The 25129-nt window shown below is 67.7% G+C and carries 25 protein-coding genes; 10 read left to right on the top strand and 15 right to left on the bottom strand.

Going from position 1 to position 25129, the window contains the following annotated elements; all coding sequences use genetic code 11:
* Window positions 1-41 precede the first annotated feature (41 nt).
* The 4 genes from AB4Z37_RS15500 to AB4Z37_RS15485 form a co-directional block, all read right to left on the bottom strand.
* Window positions 42-2744 carry a bifunctional acetate--CoA ligase family protein/GNAT family N-acetyltransferase gene (locus AB4Z37_RS15500; protein ID WP_441517634.1) on the bottom strand — a complete coding sequence of 901 codons (2703 nt, stop codon included), beginning with the start codon at window positions 2742-2744 and terminating at the stop codon, window positions 42-44.
* A 227-nt stretch (window positions 2745-2971) separates the two neighbouring features.
* Window positions 2972-3814 (bottom strand): universal stress protein, encoded by an 843-nt coding sequence (locus AB4Z37_RS15495; RefSeq protein WP_441517633.1) that lies wholly within the window; start codon window positions 3812-3814, stop codon window positions 2972-2974.
* 90 nt (window positions 3815-3904) lie between these two features.
* Window positions 3905-4330 (bottom strand): CBS domain-containing protein, encoded by a 426-nt coding sequence (locus AB4Z37_RS15490; RefSeq protein ID WP_441517632.1) that lies wholly within the window; start codon window positions 4328-4330, stop codon window positions 3905-3907.
* A gap of 135 nt (window positions 4331-4465) precedes the next feature.
* Window positions 4466-4825 (bottom strand): hypothetical protein, encoded by a 360-nt coding sequence (locus tag AB4Z37_RS15485; protein ID WP_441517631.1) that lies wholly within the window; start codon window positions 4823-4825, stop codon window positions 4466-4468.
* A gap of 454 nt (window positions 4826-5279) precedes the next feature.
* On the opposite strand from AB4Z37_RS15485, the gene AB4Z37_RS15480 reads away from it, so the two are divergent.
* From AB4Z37_RS15480 to AB4Z37_RS15455, 6 genes are all read left to right on the top strand, one after another.
* A complete protein-coding gene (locus AB4Z37_RS15480; protein ID WP_441517630.1) occupies window positions 5280-6008 on the top strand; it encodes a CBS domain-containing protein in 729 nt (242 codons plus the stop codon).
* A 157-nt stretch (window positions 6009-6165) separates the two neighbouring features.
* Window positions 6166-7680 carry a sensor protein FixL gene (gene fixL, locus AB4Z37_RS15475; RefSeq protein WP_441517629.1) on the top strand — a complete coding sequence of 505 codons (1515 nt, stop codon included), beginning with the start codon at window positions 6166-6168 and terminating at the stop codon, window positions 7678-7680.
* Window positions 7673-8287, top strand: a complete 615-nt coding sequence (gene fixJ, locus AB4Z37_RS15470) for a response regulator FixJ (protein WP_441517628.1) — start codon at window positions 7673-7675, stop codon at window positions 8285-8287. Before fixL ends, fixJ begins: the two co-directional genes overlap by 8 nt.
* Before the next feature lie 189 nt (window positions 8288-8476).
* Window positions 8477-8680 (top strand): hypothetical protein, encoded by a 204-nt coding sequence (locus tag AB4Z37_RS15465; RefSeq protein ID WP_441517627.1) that lies wholly within the window; start codon window positions 8477-8479, stop codon window positions 8678-8680.
* 73 nt (window positions 8681-8753) lie between these two features.
* On the top strand, window positions 8754-9182 hold the full coding sequence (locus AB4Z37_RS15460; RefSeq protein WP_441517811.1) for a response regulator: 429 nt from the start codon (window positions 8754-8756) through the stop codon (window positions 9180-9182).
* A 115-nt stretch (window positions 9183-9297) separates the two neighbouring features.
* On the top strand, window positions 9298-9981 hold the full coding sequence (locus AB4Z37_RS15455) for a helix-turn-helix domain-containing protein (RefSeq protein ID WP_441517626.1): 684 nt from the start codon (window positions 9298-9300) through the stop codon (window positions 9979-9981).
* A gap of 56 nt (window positions 9982-10037) precedes the next feature.
* Here the strand turns inward: AB4Z37_RS15455 and AB4Z37_RS15450 are convergent, their stop codons facing one another.
* The 10 genes from AB4Z37_RS15450 to AB4Z37_RS15405 all read right to left on the bottom strand — a co-directional run bounded on the left by AB4Z37_RS15450 (window position 10038) and on the right by AB4Z37_RS15405 (window position 21135).
* On the bottom strand, window positions 10038-10733 hold the full coding sequence (locus AB4Z37_RS15450; RefSeq protein ID WP_211965586.1) for an ABC transporter ATP-binding protein: 696 nt from the start codon (window positions 10731-10733) through the stop codon (window positions 10038-10040).
* Entirely contained in the window at window positions 10733-11482 is a 750-nt protein-coding gene (locus AB4Z37_RS15445) for an ABC transporter ATP-binding protein (RefSeq protein WP_441517625.1), read from the bottom strand. Before AB4Z37_RS15445 ends, AB4Z37_RS15450 begins: the two co-directional genes overlap by 1 nt.
* The gene (locus AB4Z37_RS15440; RefSeq protein WP_441517624.1) at window positions 11479-12783 is read right to left on the bottom strand and encodes a branched-chain amino acid ABC transporter permease; all 1305 of its coding nucleotides are present in this window, start codon (window positions 12781-12783) and stop codon (window positions 11479-11481) included. The genes AB4Z37_RS15445 and AB4Z37_RS15440 overlap by 4 nt, the downstream gene beginning before the upstream one ends.
* A complete protein-coding gene (locus AB4Z37_RS15435) occupies window positions 12780-13730 on the bottom strand; it encodes a branched-chain amino acid ABC transporter permease (RefSeq protein ID WP_211965589.1) in 951 nt (316 codons plus the stop codon). Before AB4Z37_RS15435 ends, AB4Z37_RS15440 begins: the two co-directional genes overlap by 4 nt.
* A gap of 76 nt (window positions 13731-13806) precedes the next feature.
* Window positions 13807-15060, bottom strand: coding sequence for a branched-chain amino acid ABC transporter substrate-binding protein (locus AB4Z37_RS15430; RefSeq protein WP_441517623.1), 1254 nt, complete (start codon window positions 15058-15060; stop codon window positions 13807-13809).
* Window positions 15061-15087: 27 nt separating this feature from the next.
* Window positions 15088-16521 carry an amidase gene (locus tag AB4Z37_RS15425; RefSeq protein ID WP_441517622.1) on the bottom strand — a complete coding sequence of 478 codons (1434 nt, stop codon included), beginning with the start codon at window positions 16519-16521 and terminating at the stop codon, window positions 15088-15090.
* A 2-nt stretch (window positions 16522-16523) separates the two neighbouring features.
* The gene (locus AB4Z37_RS15420) at window positions 16524-17912 is read right to left on the bottom strand and encodes an aminotransferase (protein WP_441517621.1); all 1389 of its coding nucleotides are present in this window, start codon (window positions 17910-17912) and stop codon (window positions 16524-16526) included.
* Between the two features lie 5 nt (window positions 17913-17917).
* Entirely contained in the window at window positions 17918-18310 is a 393-nt protein-coding gene (locus tag AB4Z37_RS15415; protein ID WP_441517620.1) for a RidA family protein, read from the bottom strand.
* A 12-nt stretch (window positions 18311-18322) separates the two neighbouring features.
* Window positions 18323-19129: an IclR family transcriptional regulator gene (locus AB4Z37_RS15410; protein WP_211965593.1), complete on the bottom strand. Its 807-nt coding sequence runs from the start codon at window positions 19127-19129 to the stop codon at window positions 18323-18325.
* On the bottom strand, window positions 19129-21135 hold the full coding sequence (locus AB4Z37_RS15405) for an alpha-ketoacid dehydrogenase subunit alpha/beta (protein ID WP_441517619.1): 2007 nt from the start codon (window positions 21133-21135) through the stop codon (window positions 19129-19131). Before AB4Z37_RS15405 ends, AB4Z37_RS15410 begins: the two co-directional genes overlap by 1 nt.
* Before the next feature lie 241 nt (window positions 21136-21376).
* Here AB4Z37_RS15405 and AB4Z37_RS15400 point away from each other — a divergent pair, with 241 nt between their 5' ends.
* Entirely contained in the window at window positions 21377-22096 is a 720-nt protein-coding gene (locus AB4Z37_RS15400) for a DNA-3-methyladenine glycosylase I (protein ID WP_441517810.1), read from the top strand.
* A 19-nt stretch (window positions 22097-22115) separates the two neighbouring features.
* Here AB4Z37_RS15400 and AB4Z37_RS15395 read toward each other — a convergent pair whose 3' ends face one another.
* The gene (locus tag AB4Z37_RS15395; protein ID WP_211965595.1) at window positions 22116-22889 is read right to left on the bottom strand and encodes an IclR family transcriptional regulator; all 774 of its coding nucleotides are present in this window, start codon (window positions 22887-22889) and stop codon (window positions 22116-22118) included.
* 179 nt (window positions 22890-23068) lie between these two features.
* Between AB4Z37_RS15395 and AB4Z37_RS15390 the strand changes: the two genes are divergently transcribed.
* The 3 genes from AB4Z37_RS15390 (at window position 23069) to AB4Z37_RS15380 (ending at window position 25128) form a co-directional block, all read left to right on the top strand.
* Complete coding sequence (locus AB4Z37_RS15390; protein WP_441517618.1) at window positions 23069-23911, top strand: cyclase family protein; 843 nt, start codon at window positions 23069-23071, stop codon at window positions 23909-23911.
* 69 nt (window positions 23912-23980) lie between these two features.
* Complete coding sequence (locus tag AB4Z37_RS15385) at window positions 23981-24334, top strand: cupin domain-containing protein (protein WP_441517617.1); 354 nt, start codon at window positions 23981-23983, stop codon at window positions 24332-24334.
* Window positions 24331-25128: an SDR family NAD(P)-dependent oxidoreductase gene (locus tag AB4Z37_RS15380; RefSeq protein ID WP_441517616.1), complete on the top strand. Its 798-nt coding sequence runs from the start codon at window positions 24331-24333 to the stop codon at window positions 25126-25128. The genes AB4Z37_RS15385 and AB4Z37_RS15380 overlap by 4 nt, the downstream gene beginning before the upstream one ends.
* Window position 25129 lies beyond the last annotated feature (1 nt).

The raw sequence follows: 25129 nt of genomic DNA, 5'->3' as shown, positions 1-25129 counted from the left end.
GGATGCGTGCGGGACAAGCCCGCGCGCATCGGCGGCCTCCATCACCTGCCGGGCTTCAGCGTCAGCGTCACGTCGCAGAGTTCAGGGTCGGCCGGATCGGTCACGACCTTGAAACCGAGCTCGCGGCACATGTCGAGCATCACGGTGTTCTCCTGCAGCACCTGCCCCGAGATCCGGGCAAGCCCTTCCGCCCGCGCATAGTCGATCAGCAGCTGCATCAGCGCCCAGCCGAGGCCGCGGCCCTTCATGTCGGAGCGCAGCAGGATGGCGTACTCACCGTTCTCGTAGATCGAATCGGAGTGGATGCGCACCACGCCGACCATCTCGCCGCTCGCCTCGTCGAGGGCGACGAACGCCATCGCCCGCGCATAGTCGAGCTGGGTCAGGCGGGCGATGAACTGGTGCGAGAACTCCTTGATCGGCGCGAAGAAGCGCAGCCGCAGGTCCTCCATGGTGACATGGCTGAGCAAGTCGCGGATCTGCGGCGCGTCGTCGGGTCGGATCGGCCGGGTGTGCAGCCGCCAGCCGTCCTTGGCGACGATGGTGCGCTGCCACTCCGACGGATAGGGCCGCAGCGCGAAGTTGATGTGGCCGGACCCCGCGAACTTGCGCACCGGCGTGCCGACCGCGATGCGGGCGTCCACCGCCAGCACGCCGCGATGATCGGCGAGCAGCGGATTGATGTCGAGCTCGCGGATCTGTGGCAGGTCGGCGGCGAGCTGCGACAGCTTGACCAGCGTCAGCGGCACTTCGTCCGGCTTCGCCGGCGGGACATCGCGATAGCCCTGCAGCAGCCGCGACACCCGCGTGCGGCCGACCAGATTGCGCGCCAGCGGAAGATCGAGCGGCGGCAGCGCCAGCGCCTTGTCGTTGATGACCTCGACCGCGGTGCCGCCGCGGCCGAACACGATGACGGTGCCGAAGGTCGGATCATCGGCGATGCCGAGGATCAACTCGCGCGCCTTGGAGCGCACCACCATCGGCTGCACGATGACGCCGGCAAGCCGCGCATCCGGCCGCTTCGCCCTCGCCCGCGCCAGGATTTCAACCGCAGCGGCGCGGACCTGCTCGGCGTTGGTCAGGTTCAGCACCACGCCGCCGACGTCCGACTTGTGCACGATGTCGCGCGACTGCACCTTGAGCACCACGGTCTCGCCGCGGGCGAAAAATTCCCCGGCCCGCCGCGCCGCCTCGTCGGGATCGGCGGCCGGCACGGTCGGCACCATCGCGATCTGGTAGGCCGAGAGCACCTGCGCCACCTCGACCGGGTCGAGCCATTGGCGCCCGTCCGCGATGGCGGCGTCGACGATGCGGCGCGCCGCCGCAACGTCGGGCACGAAGTCGCCGGGCAGGCTCGGCGGCACCTCCGACAGCATCTCCACCACGTCGCGATGATGCACGAGATGCATGAAGCCGCGCACGGCGTCGTCTTCGGTCGGATAGCTCGGGATCGAGGCGGCGCTGAGGGTCTCCGACACCGCCTCGCTGGCGCCGACCCACACCGCAAGTACCGGCTTGCCCGTGAGCCGCCGGGTTCGTTCGGCGCGCACGAGGTCTGCGACCCTGGTCGCGATCTCGCCGGCGGGTGCCACCGCGGTCTGGACGTTCATCACCAGGACGGCATCGTTGCCGGGGTCGGCCAGCAGGGGGCCGAGCGCGGCGACGTAGCGATCGGCGTTGGCGTCGCCGACGATGTCGACCGGGTTGGCCTTCGACCAGGTCGCCGGCAGGACCGGATCGAGCTGCGCGCGCAGTTCAGCGGAGATCGTCGCCGGCAGGCCGCCAAGCTCGGCCAGGCGGTCGATCGCGAGCACGCCGATGCCGCCGCCATTGGTCAGGATCGCGAGGCGCTTGCCTCTCGGCGGATTGGCGCGGCTCAGCGTCTCGGCGCAGTCGAACAGCTCGCGCAGGTCGAACACCCGCAGCATGCCGGCGCGGTGGAAGGCCGCATCATAGACCGCATCGGAGCCCGCCAGCGCGCCGGTGTGGGTGGCGGCGGCCTTCGCGCCCTGGGCCATCCGTCCGGACTTGACCACGACGATCGGCTTCATCCGTGCCGCCGCGCGTGCCGCGGACATGAACTTGCGGGCGTCCTTGATCGCCTCGACATAGAGCAGCACCGCCTGGGTCGCCGGATCGAGTGCGAAGTAGTCGAGGAGGTCGGCGATATCGACGTCGAGCTGATCGCCGATCGAGACGATTCCCGAGAAGCCGACGTGGCGCTGCGCCGCCCAGTCCACCATGCCAGCGGCGATGGCACCGGACTGCGAGATCAGCGCAAGACCACCGGGCTGCGGCATGTGCGCGGCAAAGCCGGCATTCAGGCGGGCGTTCGGCATCATGATGCCGAGACAGTTCGGACCGATCAGCCGCATGCCATACTTGCGCGCCGTGCGTTCGGTCATGTCGCTGAGCGAGTCCACGCCGCGGCCAAGGCCGGCGCTGACGATCAACGCGCCCGCTGCCCCCTTCTGCCCCGCCTCGGCGACGAGGCCGGGGATCGCGGCGGCGGGCGTGGTGATCACCACCAGTTCGGGAACGAAGGCAAGGTCCGCGAGGCGGCCGACGGTCGGCAACCCGGCGATCTCGCGATGGCCGGGGTTGACCACGCCGATCGGGCCTTCGAAGCCCGCAGCGCGGATGTTGTCGAGGATGGCGCGTCCGAGCGAGCCTGCGCGCGGCGAGGCGCCGACCAGAGCCACAGAGCGAGGCGACAGCAGATTGCTCAGCCGATAAACCGACATTGCACCACGATCTCACAGCGCGGACTGAACCGAAGCCGCACCATATCCTGATTCAACATCAGCGCCAGTGGTTCGCGTTTCGAAATCCGTGAAACATCGCGGCAACCTCCGCGACGCACTTCGATAATTCGATAAACGGGCTGATCCAGCGACGTCAGATCGGCGGCAGGAGTGCGCGGAACGTGAAGTTTCTGCGATTGCGCGCCATGCAACGCGCCTGCGAGACACTAGTGTGACATCAGGACCCAGCAAGGCGGGCCTTCCAAAATCGTATTCGTCGCACCGCCCCATGTAAATTCCTTCAACCAGGACCGGCCGTAGCCGCCCATGACCAGCAGATCGCTGGCGTTCGCCTTCACATAACTTTCAAAGACCTTGCCCACCGAGCTGCCCGCCAGCGCAATGGTCTCGAATGTCGCGGCGATGCCGTGCTCGCCGAGATGCCGCACCAGCGCGTTGCCCGACGCCGCATCCTGTTCGGTGGCACGATCGGTCGCGGTGAAGATCTGCACATGGGTCGCAGTCCGCAGCAGCGGCAGCGCGTCGCCAACCGCACGCGCCGCCTGCGCGCTGCGGTTCCAGGCAATCGCCACCCGGTCGAACGTGATCGGCAGCGCCGCCGCCTGCTCCTGCGGGAAGATCAGCAGCGGCCGGCCGGATGAGAACAGCAGCGCCAGCTGCGTCTGTTCCAGCGCGCTGTCGTGCGAGCCGACCGGCAGCAGCGTCAGATCATGCAGCCTGGCGGCCTCCGCCAGCATCGCGGGCGCGGTGTCGATGGTGCCGCGGATCACGGCATGCTCACAGCGCACGCTGCGACGCCGGGCCTCGGCCAGGAACAGGTTCAGAGCGCTGTCCGGATCGGCGCTGCTGCGCTCGGGGGTGAGCGTCGCGTCACGGACGAAATGGCTGGCGGCCTGGAAGGGATGCGCCGCTGCGGCGATGGCGGTGTCGACGGCGACCACGGCAACATGCGCCCCGAGCGAACGGGCAATCGCAGCACACGTCCCCAGCGCGTCCGCGGATGGCCGGAGATGGCTGGCGAGCGGAAGGAAAATGTCTTGCACGGGCATGATCACGTCTCCTTGTCCGCCGTCACCTTACCGTGCGGCAGGCGGCGCCATCTTGATCCTGCTCAACCTGCGCGGGCACGCGGCGACCTTCTACCGGCCCTCGCAAAGGTGCAGCGCCCGCATCACATCCTCGCGCGAGATGATGCCGACCAGGTCGCGTTCGCCCTGGATCACCGGAACGCTGCGGATGCGATGCTCGACCATGAGCTGCAGCACCCGTGTCAGTCGGGTCACCGGCGTGACGTAGATGAATTCGTAGGTCATCGCCTCCCCGACCGACACCTTCATCAGGTCATCATAACGCGGCACCAGGCGGGCCGGGGTCATGGAAAAGATCTTCAGGAAATCGAACTTGGTGACGATCCCCACCACCTCGCCGTCCTCCACCACCGGGTAGGTGTTGAAGTCATCGGCGTCGAAGCGCCGCTGCAGCTCGGCCATGGTTTCGGCGCGCGACGCGGTCTTCACCGTGCGGGTCATGTGATCGGCGACGGTTTCGTCGAGAAAACGGTACAACGGCATCTCCCGGTCGCGACTCGGCCGGACGCTCCGGCAGCCTCGACAGGCTGCACCGGCGGCGGCGGCCGCGGATTGATCGAGGTCAAAGAAAAGCCCGGCCGCGAACGCGGCCAGGCCACGCTGGAGCGGAAATTATTGCCGGGCGGCGCCTGACAGCAGTTTTGACGCCCGCTCACAGATCCGCTGGCCGTGCCGCAGCATCCGTTCGCTGTCGCGGCGCAGGACGTCGGCCTGGTGCCCGCCGCAATCGCTGAAGGCGGAGGCGATCTCATGGACCGAGCGCGCGCAGGCCATCCGTGCGATGAACTCGGCGCCGATCTCCATCTCCGATCGCAACCGCTCCAGCGCCTCGTCGCCGGCCTGCGCCATCTCGTCGAGACAGGCCTTCTGCAGCTCGAAGGCGAAATCGACCGCCTGGCGCCCCGGCCGCGTGAACTGCTCGAGCGCCGCCGAACCGCTCTCGCTCACCTGTCCTGCAATGCCATCGCTCATGGCGAGACCTCCCGATTTTTTGTCCGAATGATTGTTCAACTGGCCCGGCGGACATCATTGATCTGGGTCAAAAGGCGCGGATGCGCGCGGGCCCTTCATCGCTCGCGTCATGCGAGCCTCTATTGGGAGAAGCGGAACATCAGCCGTTCCGTCAATCTCACGGCACCCGATCCCGCGACACCCGATCTCACGACACCACGCACCCGGCCATAATACCGTCCGACTATGGCGCAGTCCGGCCGCGCCGACCGGTGGAACCGGGGCACACGTCAGGCAGCCTGTTTGACCTGCATCAAGCGGCGCCTGGCGGTTGTCGGCTAGTGTTCCGAGTCCGAAGTCCGCTCGGTTTCGCGGCGAGTTCTCTCGCGAACTTCGGCTTCGACAAGGACACCAGCAAGACTTGCGAACCGGGACACGAGCGTCCGCACAACGAGCCGATCACAGGAGCCTGGCCATGCACGCGCATCACATCATGACACGCGACGTTGTGACTGTCGGCCCCGACACACCGATCGTCGAGGCGGCTCACCTGATGCTCAGGCATCATATCAGCGGCCTCCCGGTCGTCGCGTCCGACGGACAACTGGTGGGGATCGTCTCGGAAGGCGATTTCCTGCGCCGGGCCGAAGTCGGCACGCAGCGCAAGCAGAACCGCTGGCTGAAGTTCTTCATCGGCCCGGGCAAGCAAGCCGACGCCTTCGTCCATGAGCGCGGCCGCAGGGTCGGCGAGATCATGACCTTGAGCCCGTTCTCCATCACCGAGAGCACGCCGCTCGCCGACGCGGTCGAGCTGATGGAGACCAAGCATGTCAAGCGGCTGCCGGTGCTGCGCGATGGCCGCATTGTCGGCATTGTAACGCGGGCGAATGTGCTGCGGGCGGTGGCGAGCCTGGCGCGGCAGGTGCCGGACCCGACGGCCGACGACGCCCACATCGAGCGCCGGCTCACCGACGCCATCGACCGCAGCGACTGGCGCCCGCTGGGCTTCAGCGTCACCTCCCGTCATGGCGTCGTCCACCTGCATGGCGTCATCACCGACGATCGCACGCGGCGCGCCTGCATCGTGGCGGCTGAAAACATCGCCGGCGTCAGGGAAGTCCATGACCACCTGTGTTGGGTCGATCCGATGTCCGGCATGTACGTGAACTCCGCCGAGGATGAGGCTCAGGCACGAGCCAGCTGAGGCTGCTCCCAGGGGACGATCATTCCGACCTCGTGCGTCGCGCCTGAAGCCGGCGCGGCGCCTTTTTTTTCTTGAGCCCGCTCCGCCACCTGGAGGATAATCCGCCAGCAAATCAACGCGGCCCGGCTGCGACGATTGTGCGGGGGATCTCAAGCACTTGCCGACGGACTCACCATTCGGGGACACATTCCGCGACAACCCGCTGCACCGGGGGATCGATCTGTCCGGCGTCGGCCTGTGGGAGTTCGACCTCGCAACCCGACGGCTCGCCTGGTCGGACACCACCCGCCGCCTGTTCGGCATCGCCGGCGGCGAGCCGGTGACCTATGCCCTGTTCCTGTCGCTGCTGTCGGCCGACGACCGCGATCGCACCGAGCAGGCCATCGCACGGCTGCGGGACGGCGGCGACAATTTCGACCTGCAATACCGCCTCCAGAATGCCGGAGGCCACTGGGTCCGCGTCCAGGGCGGCCTGACCCACGATGCCGCCGGGCAGCCGCGGCTGAGTGGCGTGGTGCTGGACATCGATGAGCAGAAGCGAATCGAGGACGCGCTGCGAACCAGAGAAAGCCACCTGCGCTCGATTCTGGACACCATTCCGGACGCGATGGTCGTGATCGACGAGCGTGGCCTGATGCAGTCGTTCAGCAGCGCCGCCGAGCGGCTGTTCGGCTATACCGGCGCGGAAGCGATCGGCCAGAACGTCAAGATCCTGATGCCGGAGCCGGATCGCAGCCGCCACGACCGCTACCTCGAGCGTTACCAGAACACCGGCGAACGCCACATCATCGGCATCGGTCGCATTGTCAGCGGCCGGCGCAAGGACGGCTCCACCTTCCCGATGCACCTGTCGATCGGCGAGATGACCTCGCAGGGCGAGCGTTATTTCACCGGCTTCGTGCGCGACCTGACCGAGCACCAGCTGACCCAGGCACGTCTGCAGGAGCTGCAGTCCGAGCTCGTCCATGTCTCACGCCTCAGCGCCATGGGCGAGATGGCCTCGGCCCTGGCCCATGAGCTCAACCAGCCGCTGTCGGCGATCAGCAATTACATGAAGGGCTCGCGCCGGCTGCTCGCCAGCAGCGAGGATCCCAATGTCGCCAAGATCGAGACCGCGCTCGACCGCGCCGCCGAGCAGGCGATCCGCGCCGGCCAGATCATCCGGCGGCTGCGCAACTTCGTGTCGCGCGGCGAATCCGAGCGGCGGGTGGAAAGCGTCGCCAAGCTGATCGAGGAGGCGGGCGCGCTCGGCCTTACCGGCGCCCGCGAGCAGGGCGTGCTGCTGCGCTTCGACCTCGATCCGATCCACGACCTCGTGCTGGTCGACCGCGTCCAGGTGCAGCAGGTGCTCGTCAACCTGTTCCGCAATGCGCTGGAGGCGATGGCGAGGTCACCGCGGCGCGAACTGGTGGCCAGCAATGCCCCCGCCGCCGACGACATGATCGAGGTGAAGATTTCCGACACCGGCCACGGCTTCGCCGAGGAGGTCGAAAAAAACCTGTTCCAGACTTTCTTCACCACCAAGGACAATGGCATGGGCGTCGGCCTCTCCATCAGCCGTTCCATCATCGAGGCGCATGGAGGGCGCATGCATGCCATGACCAATGCCGCTGGAGGCGCGACGTTCTGCTTCACGCTGCCGGCCGCATCGAACGGAGGCCGCGATGAGTAGCGGCAACGTCTATGTCATCGACGACGATCCGGCGATGCGGGACTCGCTGGATTTCCTGCTCGGCTCCGCGGGCTTCCAGGTGACCCTGTTCGAGACGGCGAGCAGCTTTCTCGAAGCCCTGCCGGAGGTGGCGTTCGGCTGCGTGGTGTCGGACGTGCGGATGCCGGGCATCGACGGCATCGAGCTGCTCAAGCGCCTCAAGGGCACGAAGAAGGCGCTGCCGATCATCGTCATGACCGGGCACGGCGACATTCCGCTGGCGGTGGAAGCGATGCGGCTCGGCGCGCTCGACTTCCTCGAGAAGCCGTTCGAGGACGAACGGCTGATCGGCATGATCGAGGCCGCGCTCGTCGCCGGCAAGAGCAACGCCCAGGACGAGGCCGCCACCGCCGAGATCGTCGCGCGGATCGCAAGCCTCAGCCCGCGCGAGCGCCAGGTGATGGAAGGCCTCGTGGCAGGGCTCTCCAACAAGCAGATCGCGCGCGACTACGACATCAGCCCGCGCACCATCGAGGTCTATCGCGCCAACGTGATGACCAAGATGCAGGCCAACAGCGTCTCCGAACTGGTGCGCTTCGCCATTCGCGGCGGCCTGCTCAAGCCCTGAGCGGCCGGCAGCCGCCACGCCGCCGCCGGGGTCCGGTTGCGGAAATCCGCGACCTCGAACGGCCCATCGCTGAACAGCGCCGCCAGCGCCGCGCCCCTCCCCGCGGCGCGCAGTGCCGGCTGGCTTGATCCATCTCAAATCACGCAACTGAAACGGGCATATATTCAACCAAACGGCGAGGAGGCCCCCATGCATCTGTCCGATATCGCCCTGGAATGCGCGGCCGAATGTCTCGCGCTTGCGGAAACCGTCAGCTGCCCCCAGACGTCGATCCAGCTGGCCGCGATCGCCCGCCGCCTGTCCGACGCGGCCGTTGACGACGCCGCGCTGTCGGTCGATGGCGAGGATCTGGCTCTGGCGGCGATGGCCAAGCCATCGAAGATGTGTCACTGACGTTTTTCTGCCGGTCCTTGAGGCAAGTCAAAGTACGCCCCGTGTAGCGCCTTATCATACCGTCATGCAGCTCATGGGTTCCCAGCCTCGCGTGGAAGATATTGTGGCGGCCGCCTCACCGCTCGCGATCCGCGTCAACGTGGTTGACGACGATCCCGCCGTGCTGAGTTCGCTGAGGTTTCTATTGGAAACCGAGGGCTTCGACGTCCGCACCTTCCGCAGCGGCCCGGCGCTGCTCAACTCGGACGCCGTCAGAAAGGCCGATGGCTTCGTGATCGACTACAAAATGGAGACGATGAACGGCCTTGATCTCGCCACCCGGCTGCGGACAACGGTCCAGGCACCGGTCATCCTGATCACCGGCTTTCCCGACGACGGCATCGCCGCCAAGGCCAGCGCCGCCGGTATCCACGCCGTGCTGATGAAGCCCCATCTCGAGGACAGCCTTGCCGCCACGCTGCGCAGCGCGATTCGGCAAACCGCTCCAGACACGGAAGGCTGATACCACATCACTTCCGGATCATTACTTAGGGGCTGGCCCCTAAGATAAGAGGCGAAATTTTCCAGTTCCCGTCCCTCGCTTACGCTACGCCATCGACCGCATTCAGGAGATGGCCATGTTCCCCCAACCGATCAGCCCCACCACCGGCAGCCTCGCGCTCGGCAGCCAGCGTCCTGGCGATCAGTTCGGCGCTGTCACCGGCCATGCGGGCCTCATCGCCACCGAGTTCGCCTACAAGAAGGACGCCGAGATCTACGGCGAGGACGAGCCGGCCGACTATGTCTACCAGGTCGTCAGCGGCGCGGTGCGCAGCTACAAGCTGTTGTCCGACGGCCGCCGCCAGATCGGCGCCTTCCACCTGCCCGGCGACGTGTTCGGCCTGGAGACCGGTGCGACCCACCGCCTCACCGCCGAAGCCATCATCGATACCACCGTGCGCCTCGTGAAGCGCAAGAGCCTCGAACAGGCGGCGATGACCGACGTCGAGGTGGTGCGCGGCCTGCTGCGCATGACCGCCGGCAGCCTCCGGCACGCCGAAGACCACATGCTGCTGCTGGGCCGCAAGACCGCGATGGAGCGGGTCGCGACCTTCCTGCTGGAGATGGATCGCCGTCTTGCGGTCGCCGGCATGATGGCGCTGCCGATGTGCCGCCGCGACATCGGCGACTATCTCGGCCTGACGCTGGAAACCGTGTCGCGGGCGCTGTCGCAATTGCAGGACGAGGGCGTGCTCGGCCTCTCCGGCGCGCGCCAGATCGTGCTGCGCAACCGCCAGCGGCTGCGCGGCATGGATGCCTGAGGCGGATTTCGGTCCAGGGTTTCAGCTCAAGCTTTCATTTCAAGGCGCGGGCGGCTTCAGACCTCCAGCCACTCGCGCCGCATCGCCTCGTTGTCCCTGATCTGCGCCGGCGTACCCTCGAACACGATGCGGCCATGGCCCATCACGTAGACGCGATGACTGATGGTCAGCGCGATGGCGAGCTTCTGCTCGACCAGCAGAATGGCGATGCCCTTCGCCGCGATCTCGCGCAGCAACAAGCCGACCTGCTCCACCACCTTGGGCGCCAGCCCTTCGGTCGGCTCGTCGATCATGATCAGGTCGGGATCGCCCATCAGCGTGCGGCACATTGTCAGCATCTGCTGCTCGCCGCCGGACAGCACGCCGGCCGGCGTATCGGCGCGCGCTTCCAGATTGGGAAACAGCGTGAACATCTCGTCGATCGACCAGCGTGCCTCCCGCCGCCCCGGCTTCTCGCCGAGCAAGAGATTCTGGCGCACGGTGAGCGCCGGAAACACATCACGGTTTTCCGGCACGTAGCCGAGGCCGAGGCGCGCGATCTCGTGCGGCCGGCGGCCGGCGATCGCCTCGCCCTTGAAGCGGATCGTGCCCTCCGGCGGCACGTCGCCCATGATGCACTTCACCGTGGTGGAGCGGCCGACGCCGTTGCGGCCGAGCAGCGCCACGATCTCTCCCGGGCCGACATGGAACGTCACGCCCTGCAGGATGTGGCTCTTGCCGTAGTGGGCATGCAGATCGACGACGTCGAGCATCAGTGCAGGTCTCCGAGATAGGCCTCGCGCACCGCGGCGTTGCCGCGGACGTTGTCCGGCGTGTCGGTGGCGATCACCTGGCCGTAGACCAGCACCGAGATGCGGTCGGCGAGGTCGAACACCACGCCCATGTCGTGCTCCACCACCAGCAAGGTCCGCCCGGCGGTCGCCTTGCGGATCAGCGCCACCGCCTGCACGGTTTCCGAGGCGCTCATGCCGGCGGTCGGCTCGTCCAGCAGGATGACCTCGGCGCCGCCGGCGACCGCCATCCCGATCTCCAGCGCGCGCTGCTCGGCATAGCTGAGGGTGCTGGCGGGGACATCGCGGCGATGCGCCAGCCCGATCAGCTCCAGCACCTCGATGGTGCGCTCGCGCACGCAGGCGAGCGAGGCGATCGGCCGCCAGAACGAGTATCCCGTGCCCTGCGACCACAGCACCGCGCAGCGCAGGTTCTCGAACACCGAGAGCTGCGGAAACAGGCTGGTGATCTGGAAGCTGCGCGACAGCCCGCGGCGGCTGATCAGACTCGGGCTGAGGCCATCGATGCGCTCGCCGTTGAGATGGATGTCGCCGCCGGTCGGCCGCAGCCGGCCCGAGATCAGGTGGAAGGTGGTCGACTTGCCGGCGCCGTTCGGGCCGATGATGGCATGGCGCTCGCCGCGCCTGACCGCGAGATCGAGCCCGCGGATGATCGCGGTGCGGCCAAAGCTCTTCTGCACATTGGTAAGGGCGAGAATGGTGTCGGTCATGACGGCAGCCTCGCGAGCGCATCGGCCTGCAGGTCGGCCACGCGGGCTGTGATCGCCGGCCCGAAGCGGCGCAGCAGCACGACGCCGAGCGCGAACGCGGCGAGAGCCACGATCCAGGGCACCGGCGCGGTGGCGTCGATCTGCCATGAACCGATCTGCAGCGCCGTTCCGGTCGCCCTGCCAATGGTGAGGCGATAGGCGAGCTCGATGGCAAGGCTCGCGCCGACGCCGGTCAGCAGCAGCGGGATCGCGCCCTTGGCGTAGGGCGCGGCAAGGCGCGGCAGCAGCCCGGCACGCAGCAGCGGCCCGTGCAGCACGATCAGCCCGCTGAGGCCGCCGGGCACGAACGTCACCACCAGCATGAACAGCAGGCCGAAATAGAGCTGCCACGCCCCGGTGATGTCGGACAGCGACACCTGCAGCAGCGTGATCAGGATCGCGCCGACCACAGGCCCCGCGAACTGGCCGACGCCGCCGATATAGGTCATCAGCAGCACGAGACCCGACTGCTGGCCGCCCAGCATCGCGCCGGACGCCACTTCCAGATTGATGGCGGCGAGCGCACCGGCGAGCCCGGCGAACAGGCCGGACAGGCACAGCGCCAGAAAGCGGATGGTGCGTGTGGAATAGCCGAGGAACTCGACCCGCATCGGGTTCTCGCGCACCGCATTGCAGAGCTGCCCGAAGGGCGTGCGGGTGACGAAATACATCGCGGCCGCCGCGAGGAAGGTCCAGGCCGCGATCAGGTAGTAGACCTCGAGCTGCGAGCCGAAGCGGTGGCCCAGGAAGGGCGCGATCCGGGTGCGATCGAAGGCGATGCCCTGCTCGCCACCGAAGAAGCCGGTCATCACCAGCGCCAGCGCCGTGACCAGCTCCACCAACCCCAGCGAGATCATCGCAAACACCGTGCCGGCACGTTTGGTGCAGGCGATGCCGAACAGCGCGCCGAACGCCAGCCCCGTGAACGCCCCCGCCAACGGCATCAGCGGCAACGGAATGCGCACCCCTGCCGCGGCCGCGCCGAGGATGGCGTGGGCGGCGAGAAAGCCGCCGAGGCCGTAGTAGATGGCGTGGCCGAACGACAACAAGCCGGTCTGGCCGAGCAGCATGTTGTAGGCGAGCGCAAAGGTCACCGCGACGCCCATCAGCGACAGCGTCGCCAGGGCGCCGGTCGAGGGGAACAGGCGCGGCAGCGCGAGCAATAGCAGCGCCGTCCAGACCCAGGGGCCGAGAATACGGACGGCGCCGCGCCGCGTGCCGTTGCCGGCAGCCGGAATCGGCATGGAGGTGGACTGGCTCATGTCTCTCGGGCTCCCATCAGGCCGGCGGGCCGAAGCAGCAGCATCAGCACCAGGAGAAGGTAGGGAATGACCGGCGCGAGTTGCGCCAACGTCGCGTGCCACAAGTTGCCGAACCATTCGGAGTGGCCGAGCGTGACGCCGACGCGCGCCAGCAGGTCGGCGATCGACACCTCACCCGCGACCGCGAAGGTCTGGATCAGGCCGACCGCGAGCGAAGCGATCAGCGCGCCGGTCAGCGAGCCGAGCCCGCCGAGCACGATGATCACGAACAGGATCGGCCCGAGCAGCGCCGCCATCGATGGCTGGGTGACCAGCGCGGGCCCGGCGATGGCGCCCGCGAGCCCGGCAAGGCCGGTGCCGGCGCCGAACATCACCATGAAGATGCGTGGCACGTTGTGCCCGAGCATCGACACCATCTGCGGATGGGTCAGCGATGCCTGGATGATCAACCCGACCCGGCTGCGGGTGAGGAACATCAGCAGGCCGGCGAAGATCGCGACCGAGGCCAGCAGCAGGAACAGCTTGTAGGCGGGATAGCTGGTCTGCCACAGCATGAACGCCGGGCCGTCGAGCAGTGCCGGCACGCGGTAGTCGACCGGGGTGCGGCCCCACAGCATCACCACCACCTCGTCGATGACGAACGCGAGGCCGAAGGTGAACAGCAGCTCGGCGACATGGCCGAGCCGATGCACCCGCCGCAGCCCGAAGCGCTCAACCAGCGCCCCGAGCACGCCCACCGCCAGCGGCGCCACCACGAGCGCCGGCCAGAAGCCGAGGCTGAGGCTCGCCTGGAAGCCGAAATAGGCGCCGAGCATGTAGAAGCTGGCATGGGCGAAGTTGAGCACGCCCATCATCGAGAAGATCAGCGTCAACCCGCTGGCGAGCAGGAACAGCAGCAGGCCGTACTGCACGCCATTGAGCACCGAGAAGGTCAGGAATTCGAGCATGCGCGCTCCCTCGCGCGCGGCGACCTCGCCGCGCGATCGGCTGAATGACAGAAAAGGTGGTGAGATCAGACGACGATCAGCTCGGCCGGTCCATCTGGCACACGGTCCTGGTCAGGGTATCCGCCGCGGCGATGGTCGCGACCGTCTTCCAGCCCCATCCCGTGCCCTCCTCGTCCACCGGCACGCCGGAGCCGAACGAGGCGACATAGAGGTCCTGGAACGCCTGGTGATCGTCCTTGCGCATCCACACCTCGGCGCCGAGCGCATTCTTGATCCGCATTCCTTCCATGGCCGCGGAGATCTTCGCCGCGTCGACTGCCTTGGCGGTGTCGATCGCCTTCACCAGCATGTCCATCGCGGTCTTGGCGCGCAAGTACCACCAGCCCTTGCCGTCATAGCGCCAGCGGAATTCGGCATTGAGATCCTGCATCTCCTTGCCCGGCACGTTGGAATGCCATTCGACGACCTGATAGATCCGATGATCGAGGCCCGTCTGGCGCACCGCGGTCGGGCTGCCCGCAAGCCCCGCATAGAAGGTGTACCAGTCGACCTTGAGGCCGGCATCCGCCGCCGCCTTGAGCAGCAGTGCCAAGTCCTGGCCCCAGTTGCCGGTGATCACGGAATCCGCGCCCGACGCCTTGATCTTGGCGATGTAGGGCGCGAAGTCGTTGACCTTGAGCAGCGGGTGCAGCTCATCGCCGACAATGGCGATATCCGGACGCTTTTCGGCCAGCAGCCGGCGCGCCGAGGCGCGCACCGCCTGACCGAAGGAATAGTCCTGGCCGATCACGTAGACCTTGCTGATCTCCTTGCGGTCGCGGATGAAGCTCGTCAGCGCGTGCATCTTGATCTCGGCATCGGCATCGAAGCGGAAATGCCAGTAGCTGCACTTCTCGTTGGTCAGCGCCGGATCGATGGTGCCGTAGTTCAGGAACATCGCCTGGGCTTCGGGGTTGCGGCTGTTGTGCTTCTGCAGGAAGTCCGACAGCCCCAGCGCAACGTTCGAGCCGAACCCGGACACGATGATGCGAGTGCCGGCGTCGATTGCCTTCTGCGCCTGGATCAGCGTGTCCTGCACCGCGCTCTTGTTGTCATAGACGACGAGCTCGAGCGGCGTGCCGCCAAGCACGCCGCCGGCGGCATTGATCTTGTCGATCAGGAAGCGGAAATGGCGCGCGCCGTGCTCGCCGGCGATCGCCCCGCCCCCGGACAGCGGATCGATGAACGCGACGCGCACCTTGTCGGTGGCGGCGCGCGCCGGCAGCGCCAGCGCGGTGAGGCCGGCAAGCACGGTGCCGAGCATGGCGCGACGCGAGAGTTGATGTGTCATGTTTCCCCCTTTTTACTTGTTTGACGATCAGGCTGCGGCCCGCGGCGCGAGGCCAGTCCACGGCGCGGCCTGCTCGAGCTGCGCCGACAGCGCGAACAGCGTCTCCTCGTCATTGAGGCGGCCGGTGATCTGGATGCCGATCGGCAGCCCGCTGGCCGAGGTGGCGAGCGGCAGGCTCGTCGACGGCAGACCGGCGACATTGGCCGGCACGGTGAAGGCGAAGGAATCGATCACCCGGCGGTAGGCCTCCGGGCCGCCGAGCCGCGCGGCGTCGAAATAACCGAGCCGCGGCGGCACGAACGCCAGCGTCGGCGTCAGCCAGACGTCATGGTCCGTGAAGAACTGCCCGAAGGTGCGCGTCACGGCCTGGAAGAAGGACAGGTCCGCCAGGTATTGGATGGCGCTGCGCCGGCTGCCCTGCTCGAACAGGTACTGGTTGAACGGCTCCAGCTCCGCGGCGAGCGACGCGGCCGTGCAGTTGCGCTGCACCGCCAGCACCGACAGCGCCCGCGTCACCGTCATCGGCCAGAACGTCTCGACCGCGGCACGAAAGGCATCGCCATCGACTTTCGGACGCGCCTCCACGACGTCGTGGCCGAGATCGGCGCACAGCTTTGCCGTCCGGCGCACCGCCGCGACGCATTCGGCATCCATCTTCGCGGCGTAGAGCGGCGTCTCGGACACCGCGATGCGCAGCCGCTTCGGCGGCTGCCGTGTCGCGGCCAGAAAGCCCTGCCGCGGCGGCTCCGCCACGTAAGGATCACCCGGCAGGCCGCCGCTGGTGGCGTCCAGCAGCGCGGCGCTGTCGCGCACCGAGCGCGTCACCACATGCTCGGCGGTGATGCCGCCGATGGATTCGCCGACGTCCGGACCGAGCGTGATCCGTCCGCGCGACGGCTTCAGCCCGAACAACCCGCAGCATGCTGCGGGAATGCGCGTCGAGCCGGCGCCGTCATTGGCATGGGCCATGGCGACAAAGCCGGCCGCGACCGCCGCCGCGGCGCCGCCGCTCGAGCCGCCCGGGGTGTGGTCGAGATTCCAGGGATTATGGGTGGCGCCGCGCCAGCTCGGCTCGGTGGTGCCCATCGACACCAGCTCGGGCGTGTTGGTCTTGCCGACCGTGATCAGGCCGGCCGCGCGGTAGCGCCGCATCAGCTCGCTGTCATGGTCGATGACATTGTCCTTCAGCAGGCGCGTGCTGCCGGTCGTCGCCGTGCCTGCCATATGGCAGTAGAAGTCCTTCAGCAGGAACGGCACGCCGCGGAACGGGCCGTGATGCCGGTCGGAATCCGCCGCAGCGCGGGCATCCTCGAACAGCCGCTGGGTGACGGCGTTGATCGCCCCGTCGCCGGCTTCGATCCGGGCGATGGCGGCATCCACCAGCTCGCGCGGCGAGATCTTCTTGGCGACGACAAGCGCGGCCTGGCCGACGGCGTCGAGGTCGAGGGGATCATTGGACATCTTCAGTGAACCTCTTTGGAAGACTGCTCGTCCGCGGCGAGCGACGCTGCGACGTCGTCGAGCGCGCGAGTCAGCCGCGCGAACAGCTCGGTGATGTCGGCTTCAGCGATAATCAGCGGCGGACAGACTGCGATGATGTCGCCAAGGCTGCGCACGATGAGCCCGTGGGCGAGCGCACTCTCCACCACCCGCGGGCCGACCCGAAGACCGGACGCGAATGGCGTGCGCGCGCGGCGGTCGGCAACGAGTTCGAGCGCGCCGAGCAGGCCGATGCCGCGGACGTCGCCGACCAGCGGATGATCGGCGAACGCCTGCAGCTGCTGCTGGAACGGCACTGCGCGGCGACGGACGTGACCGATCAGGTCCATCTCCTGGTAGATCTTCAGCGTCTCGCGCGCGACCGCGCTGGTCACCGGATGGCCGGCATAGGTGAAGCCATGACCGAAGGTGCCGATGCGATCAGCCTCGTCCGCGACGGCGGCGAAGATCGCCTCCGACAGCACCACCGCGCCGATCGGCTGGTAACCCGACGACAGGCCCTTGGCCACCGACATCATGTCCGGCGTGAAGCCGAACGCCTGCGATCCGAACCAGTGGCCGGTGCGGCCGAAGCCGCAGATCACCTCATCGCTGAGCAGCRGGATGTCATGGCGACGCAGCAGCTCGGCGAGCCGCGGAAAATAGCCATCCGGGGGCATGATGACGCCGCCCGCCCCCATCACCGGCTCGACGATCATCGCGGCGATGGTGTCGGCGCCCTCCGCGACGATCAGCGCTTCGAGATTGTTGATCAGTTGGTCGACGAACGCCGCCCGCGACTGCTCAGACTGCGTCCGGCGATAGTAATGCGGCGTATCCGTGAACAGGATCTCGCTGGCGGACGGCACCAGCGGACCGCGCACATGGTCGAGGCCGCTGAGCGCCGAGCCGAAGATGGTGCTGCCGTGATAGGCGCCGCGGCGGCAGATGATCTTGCGCTTGTGCGGTTTGCCACGCCCTGCCTGGTAGAGCCAGGCCAGCTTGATCATGGAGTCGTTCGCTTCCGAGCCGGAGTTGGTATAGGTCACCCGCGCCGGCGCGATCGGCGCGATCGCCAGCAGCGCTTCCGACAGCTCGATGCAGGGCTGGTTCGAGCGGTGGTTGAAGGTGTGATAGGTCGACAGCGTCGCGAACTGGGTGGCGGCGGCCGCTGCCAGCCGCGCGTCGTTGAAGCCGAGCGAGGCGCACCACAGGCTCGCCATGCCCTCAATGTACTCGCGGCCGTCGCTGTCGACGACGCGCGCGCCGTTGCCCTGCGCCATGATCAGCGGGCCACGGGTCTCGTGGGCGCGCGGGTTGGTCTGCGGATGGAGATGCAGGCTGATGTCCTGAACGTGCAGATCGTTGCGCATCGGCGTCACGCTCCGACCTTGGCGGCGATGCCGTCGACCTCGATGCGCCACTCCGGCCGTCCCAGCGCCTTGACGATCACCAGCGAGGCGGCCGGATAGGGCGGCTTGAGGATGGTGTCGCGCACCGTGCGCAGCGTCGCGAGATGATCGGTCGAGGCGACGAAGTAGTTCAGCTTGACGAGGTCGGACAGCGCCATGCCGCTCGCCTTCAGCACGCTTTCGAGGTTGGCGAAGATCAGCCGGACTTCTTCTTCCAGGCTATCCGGAATGGTGCCGTCGCGCCGCGCGCCGACCTGGCCGGCGAGATGCAGCACCCGCGCCCCCGGCGGCACTTCGACCGCATGATTGTAGTTGCCGAACGGCGCGGCGATGTCGTCACTGGTCCTGTAGCTGAGCATGTTTCGTCCCGACTAGATGTTGGTTGGTTCGAGATTGTTATTGGCGATGCGCCGCGCGCTCTGCAGATAGCTGTCGAAGCGCTCGCGGAAGCGGTCGGCCGGCGCCGACAGCGCCAGCGCGAAGGGGGCGCCGCCGCCGTCGAGCGGCACCGCCATGCAGCAGACGCCGAGCGCGAACTCCTCGTCGTCGACGGCGTATTCCTGGTCGCGAATGCGCACGAACTCCGCATCCAGGCGCTTGACTTCGGTGATGGTGTTGGCGGTGCGGGTGCGCAGCGGATGGCGCTGCAGGTAGTCGTTGCGGCGCGAGAACGGCGCGAACGCCAGCAGCAGCTTGCCGGCGGCACGGGCATGGGCGTCGCCATACTGGCCGTGCGGCACTTCGGCGGCCTGAATCGCCGAGGTGCCGCGCACCACCGCCAGCGTGACGATCTCGCCCTGCCACCAGCCGACCGCATAGCAGGTCTCGCCGCTCGCGGTGGCGAGGTCGCGCACCAGCGGCCGCAGATAATCCGGCGCCGAGAACTGGCGCTGGAACGCATCCGTCAGGCTGCCGACGCGCAAGCCGAGCTGATAGCGGCGCTGCTCGTCGCGCGCGATCATGTTCATCGCCGCCAGCGTGTGCACGAGGTGATAGGTGGTCTGACGCTCGATGCCGAGCGCGTCGCTGATCTCCTTCACGGTCAACCCCTGCTCGCTGCGCGAGATCGCCAGCAGGATGTTGACCGCGCGGGCCACCGAATTGATGCGTTGCCGGGGCATGCTGTCGTCTACCGGCGCATCCGGTGGCGCCACCGCACTTCCGCCGCGCTTCTTCATCAAGCCTCCTCCTTCGCCCTCGCTCCCGTCGTCGCGAGCACCTCGTGCGCCGCCTGCACCACCGTGTCGGCATTGGGCAGCAGCGCCCGCTGCAGCACCGGCGATGCCGGCATGCGCACGTCGGGGGCGCCGACGCGGCGGAACTGGATCGACCCGCACAGTTCCTGCAGCCGCGCCACCACCTCGCCGCCGAAGCCGCCGGTGAGGTTGGCTTCATGCGCGACCACCACGCGACCGCCGCAGCCGCGCACCGTCGCGGCCAGCGCCTCCTCGTCGAGCGGCGACAGCCAGCGCAGGTCAAGCACCGCGGCATTGACGCCCTGTTGCTGCAGCGTCTCGGCCGCCGCGATCAGGTGCGGCATGATGGTGCCCCAGCCGACCAGCGCGACATCATGGCCTTCGCGCACCAGCCGCGCCTTGCCGACGGGCTCGACCGGCCCACCCAGCGCGACCTGCGACTTGACCTGATAGAGCGATCTTGCCTCGATAATGATGCAGGGATCGGCGTCGGCGATCGCCGCGCGCAGCATCGCATAGGCATCCTGGGCGGTGGCCGGCAGGCCGACCCGCAGCCCGGGAATGTGGGCGAGCAGCGCCTCGAGGCATTGCGAGTGCTGCGCGCACGAGCCCGGCGTCGCACCCTGCTGCACCCGCACCACCAGCGGCGCCGTGGTGCGCCCCTGCGTGACATAGCGCACATTGGCGGCCTGGTTGATCAGCTGGTCGAGTGCGACCAGCATGAAGTCGGCCCACATGATCTCGACCACCGGCCGGCGGCCGCACATCGCAGCGCCCACCGCCGAACCGAGGATGGCGCTCTCGGCGATCGGCGTGTCGAACACCCGGGCCGCGCCGAAGTCGCGCTGCAGGTAGCGCGTGGCACCGAAAATGCCGCCAGCATGGCCGACATCCTCGCCATAGAGCAGCATCTCCGGCCGCGCCGTCAGCTCCGCGCGCAGCGCCTCGTTGACAGCCTGCACATAGGTGATCTCGCGCGTCTCGGCGGCCGCATCGGCCGCGGCCCGCGTTGCGACCGGCAGCGCGACCACATGGCGCCCCGCTTCAGCCACCTGCGGCGCCTCCAGCGCGGTCACCTTGTCGATCACGGTATTGATCTCGCCGGTGACGCGCGCGGCGATCGCCGCGAGTTCGTCGGCGCTCGCAACCCCATCGGTAACCAGCGAAGCCTCCAGCAGCGCGATCGGATCCTTGCGGCCGGCGGCCTGACGGTCGTCCTTGGGACGATAGTGCTCGATATCGCGGTTGTAGTGGCCCCACAGCCGCGGCACATGGCACTCGATGAAAGCCGGGCCGCCGCCCTTGCGCGCCTCTGCGGCTGCCATGGCCACGGTGTCGCGCACCGCCAGCGGATTGGTGCCGTCAATCGACACGCCGCGGATGCCGTAACCGCCGGCGCGCTTGGCGAGACGGTCGACCTTCACGATGCCGGAGATCGGGGTCATCTCCGACCAGCCATTGTTCTCGCAGACGAAGATCACCGGCAGGTTGCGGCTGGCCGCAAAGACCAGGCCTTCGTGCAGCGCGCCCTGGCTGGTGGCGCCGTCGCCGAAGGTGACGATGACGACGCGGTCGGAGCCTTCGCTCACCGCCGCCATTGCCGCGCCGCAGGCGATCGGCACGCCGGCGCCAACGATGGAGTTCTCGCCGAGGAAGCGCCGCTCCGGCGCCATCACCAGCGCCGAGCCGGCACGGCCGCCGTTGACGCCCGCGGCGCGGTGGCACAGCTCGGCCAGCAGTTCCTCCGCCCCGATGCCGCTCTGCAGCGCCCAGCCATGGCCGCGATAGGTGGCGACCATCTGGTCGTCCGCACGCAGCGCCGCGAGCGCGCCGACCGGCACCGCCTCCTGGCCGGCGCACGTGTGAACCGAGCCGGCGATGCGCGGCTCCTTCTCGGTGCTGAGCTCGATGCAGGCGGTTTCGAAGCGGCGGATGCGCAGCATCTCCTCGTAGGCAGTCAGCAGAAACGCGCGATCGGAATTGGACAACTGACTCACCTTGAAACGGCCTCCCTGCACAAAACGTTGTGCGCACAGAGAGCCGTTCGGAGACCAAGATGTCAAATATATTATAAGATTATCACTATATGACAATACACAGCGCATGAAGGCCACCCACACCGCGCGTCGTCCGCTCCGCACGCCTGATCCCGCTCCGCTTTACGGCCACGACCGCGCCTCCTAGGCTCGCGTCGCCCGCCACCATGACCGCATGACCGGAGACTTCATCGTGCCATCGTTCAAGACCATTCGCGCCCGCGCCGAGAAGCGCAAAGGCGGCCCCAAGGCGCTCGCCAAGCTGCTGCCGCCCGCGCCGGACGTGAAGGCGCTGGCGAAGCTGCGCGACGATCGCGCACTGGCGATGATGACCAAGCGGGTGTTTTCCGCGGGCTTTGCCTGGAGCGTCATCGAGGCGAAGTGGGAGGGTTTCGAGGAGGCGTTTCTCGGCTTCGATCCCGGACGGCTGTCGTTACAGCCTGATGACTACTGGGATGGCCTGATGAAGGACACGCGCATCGTGCGCAATGGCGCCAAGATCATGTCGGTGCGCAGCAATGCGGTGTTCGTGCGCGATATCGCCAGGGAGCACGGCAGCTTCGGCCGCATGCTGGCGGCGTGGCCGGCATCGAACGAAATCGGGCTGCTGGAGCTGCTCACCAAGCGCGGCAGCCGGCTCGGCGGCAACACCGGCCAGATGCTGCTGCGCTTTCTCGGCTGGGACGGCTTCGTGACATCGAAGGACGTGGTGACATGCCTGCGCGACGCCGGCCTCGACATCGCCGAAAGCGTCACCTCCAAGCGCGATCTCACACGGGTGCAGGACCAGTTCAACGCCTGGGCCAAGGAAACCGGCCTGCCCTACATCCAGCTGTCGCGGATCTGCGCGCTGTCGATCGGCGAGAACTACGCGGCGGACAAGCTCGCTGCCATGGCCGGCGGCGAGGAGTAAGGCCGGCCCGCCGGCCGCATCAACGGCCGACGATCGACTGCAACTTCTCGCGAAAGCGCAGCAACGCGGCGGACAGCATCTCACGCTCCGCATTGAAGCGGTGGGTCGGCGCCGGGATCGATACCGCAACCGGGCGGCCGAAGGGATCGACCATCGCCGTCCCGACCGCGCTGATGCCGATGCCGTGCTCGGCGAGATCGAACGCGAGATGCTTGCGGCGCGTGGCGTCGAGCTCCTTCAGCAGGCGGCTGCGATCAGCGATCGGATAGTCGGCGTGCTCGGTGACGCTCTTGTCGATCAGCGCCGCCGCATCTTCCTTGGCAAAGCACGACAGGATCGCCTTGCCGTTCGCCGTGCAATGCAGCGGGAAGCGCTCGCCGATGCCGGACACCGCGACGAGGCGCTGCTGGCCCGGGATCTGATCGATGAACACCGCCGAGCCGCCCGACAGGATCGAGAGGTCGACGGTCTCGCCGACCTCGTCGCGCAGCGCGACGAGATGAGGATGCAGGATGTCGGTGAAGTTCGAGCTGAGCGAGGCGGCGATACGGGCGAGGCCCGGGCCGATGCGCACGCCGCGGCCGGGCTGCGCCTCAGTGACGAAGTCCTCGTTCGCCAGTGCCGCGACGATGCGCTGCACCGTCGAGCGCGCAAGGCCGACCGCGCGGGCAATCTCGCCGAGGCTGAGACCATCCGGCTTGCCTTCGAGCGCACGCAGCACACTGGCCGCGCGGGCGATGACCTGCACGCCGAGCGCTGCCCCCTTGTCGTCGTCGTCCGTCCGCACACTCACAGAGAATCTCCTCGTCCTGTCGCGCAAGCATTAGCGCGCCCGCAGCCGGTGAACAAATCGGCCGCAGCCGCTTGACTGCTATATGGTACACATGCATTGTATCTTGGTACAAGAAGCCCGGCGGCGTTTTGGCGGCCGGCGGGATGGACACGCAAGGACACGACAAGGAGCGCGCAGCGATGAAGATTCGCGGCATCGAATTCCAGAGCAATCTCGACAACCCGATGGGCCTGGAGTTCTACAATCTCTCCCATCGCTTCGGCTTCCAGTCGCCGAACTGGCCGTATTTCGAAGACGTCAAGATCGAACGCATCCACTACATGGCGAAGTCGGGCGTGCTGTCGCAGCGCATCACGACCAGCATGCACAACACCACCCACATCGACGCGCCCGCCCATGTGGTGGAAGACACACCGTTCATCGACGAGGTGCCGCTGCCGCACTTCTTTGGCTCGGGCATCGTGGTGTCGATCCCCAAAGCAATGTGGGAGCCGATCACCTATGACGACCTCGAGAAGGCCGCAGGACATGCGGTGCAGCCCAACGACGTCGTGATCGTCAACACCGGCTGGCATCACAAGTACCGCGACAGCGAGGAATATTTCTGCAAGTGCCCGGGCTTCGTTGCCTCCGCGGCCGACTGGTTCGTCGAGAAGAAGGTCAAGGTCGTCGGCCATGACACCCAGGCCAACGACCATCCGCTGGCGACCGCGATCGGCCCGCATCGCAACGGCCCGCTGCACCCGCATCTCGCCGAAGAGTACCGGCAGTGGTCGGGCGGCCGCGACTGGAAGGACGACCACCCGGAGTGGGAGCCGGTGCACCGCAAGCTGTTCACCAACGGCATTCTCGGCATCGAGAATGTCGGCGGCGATCTCGACGCGGTCACCAACAAGCGCGTTACCTTCGCGTTCTTCCCGTGGAACTGGGACCGCGGCGACGGCTGCATCATCCGCCTCGTCGCGATGATCGACCGTGCGCAGGGCTATCGCATCGAGAAGGGCACGGCGTTCGCGGCATAACGCCGAACGCCTTCGCCAACGACAACACCAACGCCGCTCCCATCGGGAGCGGCGAAGGAGGACACGCCCATGCACGTCAAGCGGTTCGCGGACGCCGCGCCGTATGAAGCGCCCCATCATCACGGCGTGGTCGGCCTGCGCCTGCAGGGCTTTGAGCCCGGCGGCCCGACCAACCAGTGGGTGGGCTATTCCCAGTTCCTGCCCGGCGGCGGCGCCGGCCCGGACGCCACGCCGTTCGAAAAGGTCTACGTCGTGCTCAGCGGCGAGATGACGGTGCGTGCCGGCGAGCACGAGATCGTGCTCAGGCCGCTCGATTCCTGCACCATTCCTCCGAACGAGGTGCGCGAGATCGCCAACCGCTCCAACCATGTCTGCACCATGCTGGTGATCATCCCCTATCCATCACGGAGCCCGGCGCCATGAGCGTTCCCACCGATCCCCTGGCGCTGTTCTCGGTGGCCGGCAAGGTCGCCATCGTCACCGGCGCCTCCGGCGCATTCGGCGCCGTCGCCGCCCGCACGCTCGCATCCGCCGGCGCGCGCCTCGTGCTGGCCGCCGGCCAGGCCGATGCCCTCACCGAGATTGCCGACGACTGCCGCGCCCGCGGCGCCGAGGTCGAGACGATTGCGCAGCGTCCGTCGGACGAGGCCGCCTGCGCAGGGATCGTCGCAGCAGCGGTCGCACGCTTCGGCCGGCTCGATATCCTCGTCGTTGCATCGGGCAAGAACGACGTCGCCAAGATCACCGAGATGGCGCCGCAGCGTTTCCTCGACGTGATGGACGCCAATGTCACCCAGAGCTGGCTGCTCGCCCGCACCGCCGGCGCGCAGATGCTCACCCAGGGCGACGGCGGCAAGATCATCCTGATGTCGTCGGCGCGCGGCCTGCTCGGCCATCCCGCCGGCTACACCGCTTACTGCGCCTCCAAATCGGCAGTCGACGGCATCACCCGCGCGCTCGGCTGCGAATGGGGCCCGACCGGCATCACCGTGAACGCCATCGCGCCGACCGTGTTCCGCTCGCCGCTGACCGCCTGGATGTTCGGCGACGACGACCGCGCACGCACCACGCGCGAAGGCTTCCTCGCCCGCGTCCCCAAGGGGCGGCTCGGCGAACCGGCCGACCTCGCCGGCCCGCTGCTGTTCCTCGCATCGAAGGCCTCGGACTTCTACACCGGGCACATTCTTTACGCCGACGGCGGCTACACGGCGGGATGAC

This window comes from Bradyrhizobium sp. 2TAF24 (assembly GCF_052115025.1).
Lineage (GTDB): Bacteria > Pseudomonadota > Alphaproteobacteria > Rhizobiales > Xanthobacteraceae > Bradyrhizobium_A.
Note: the sequence above shows the minus strand (reverse complement) of the source record. Positions and strands in the feature narration are given on the sequence as shown.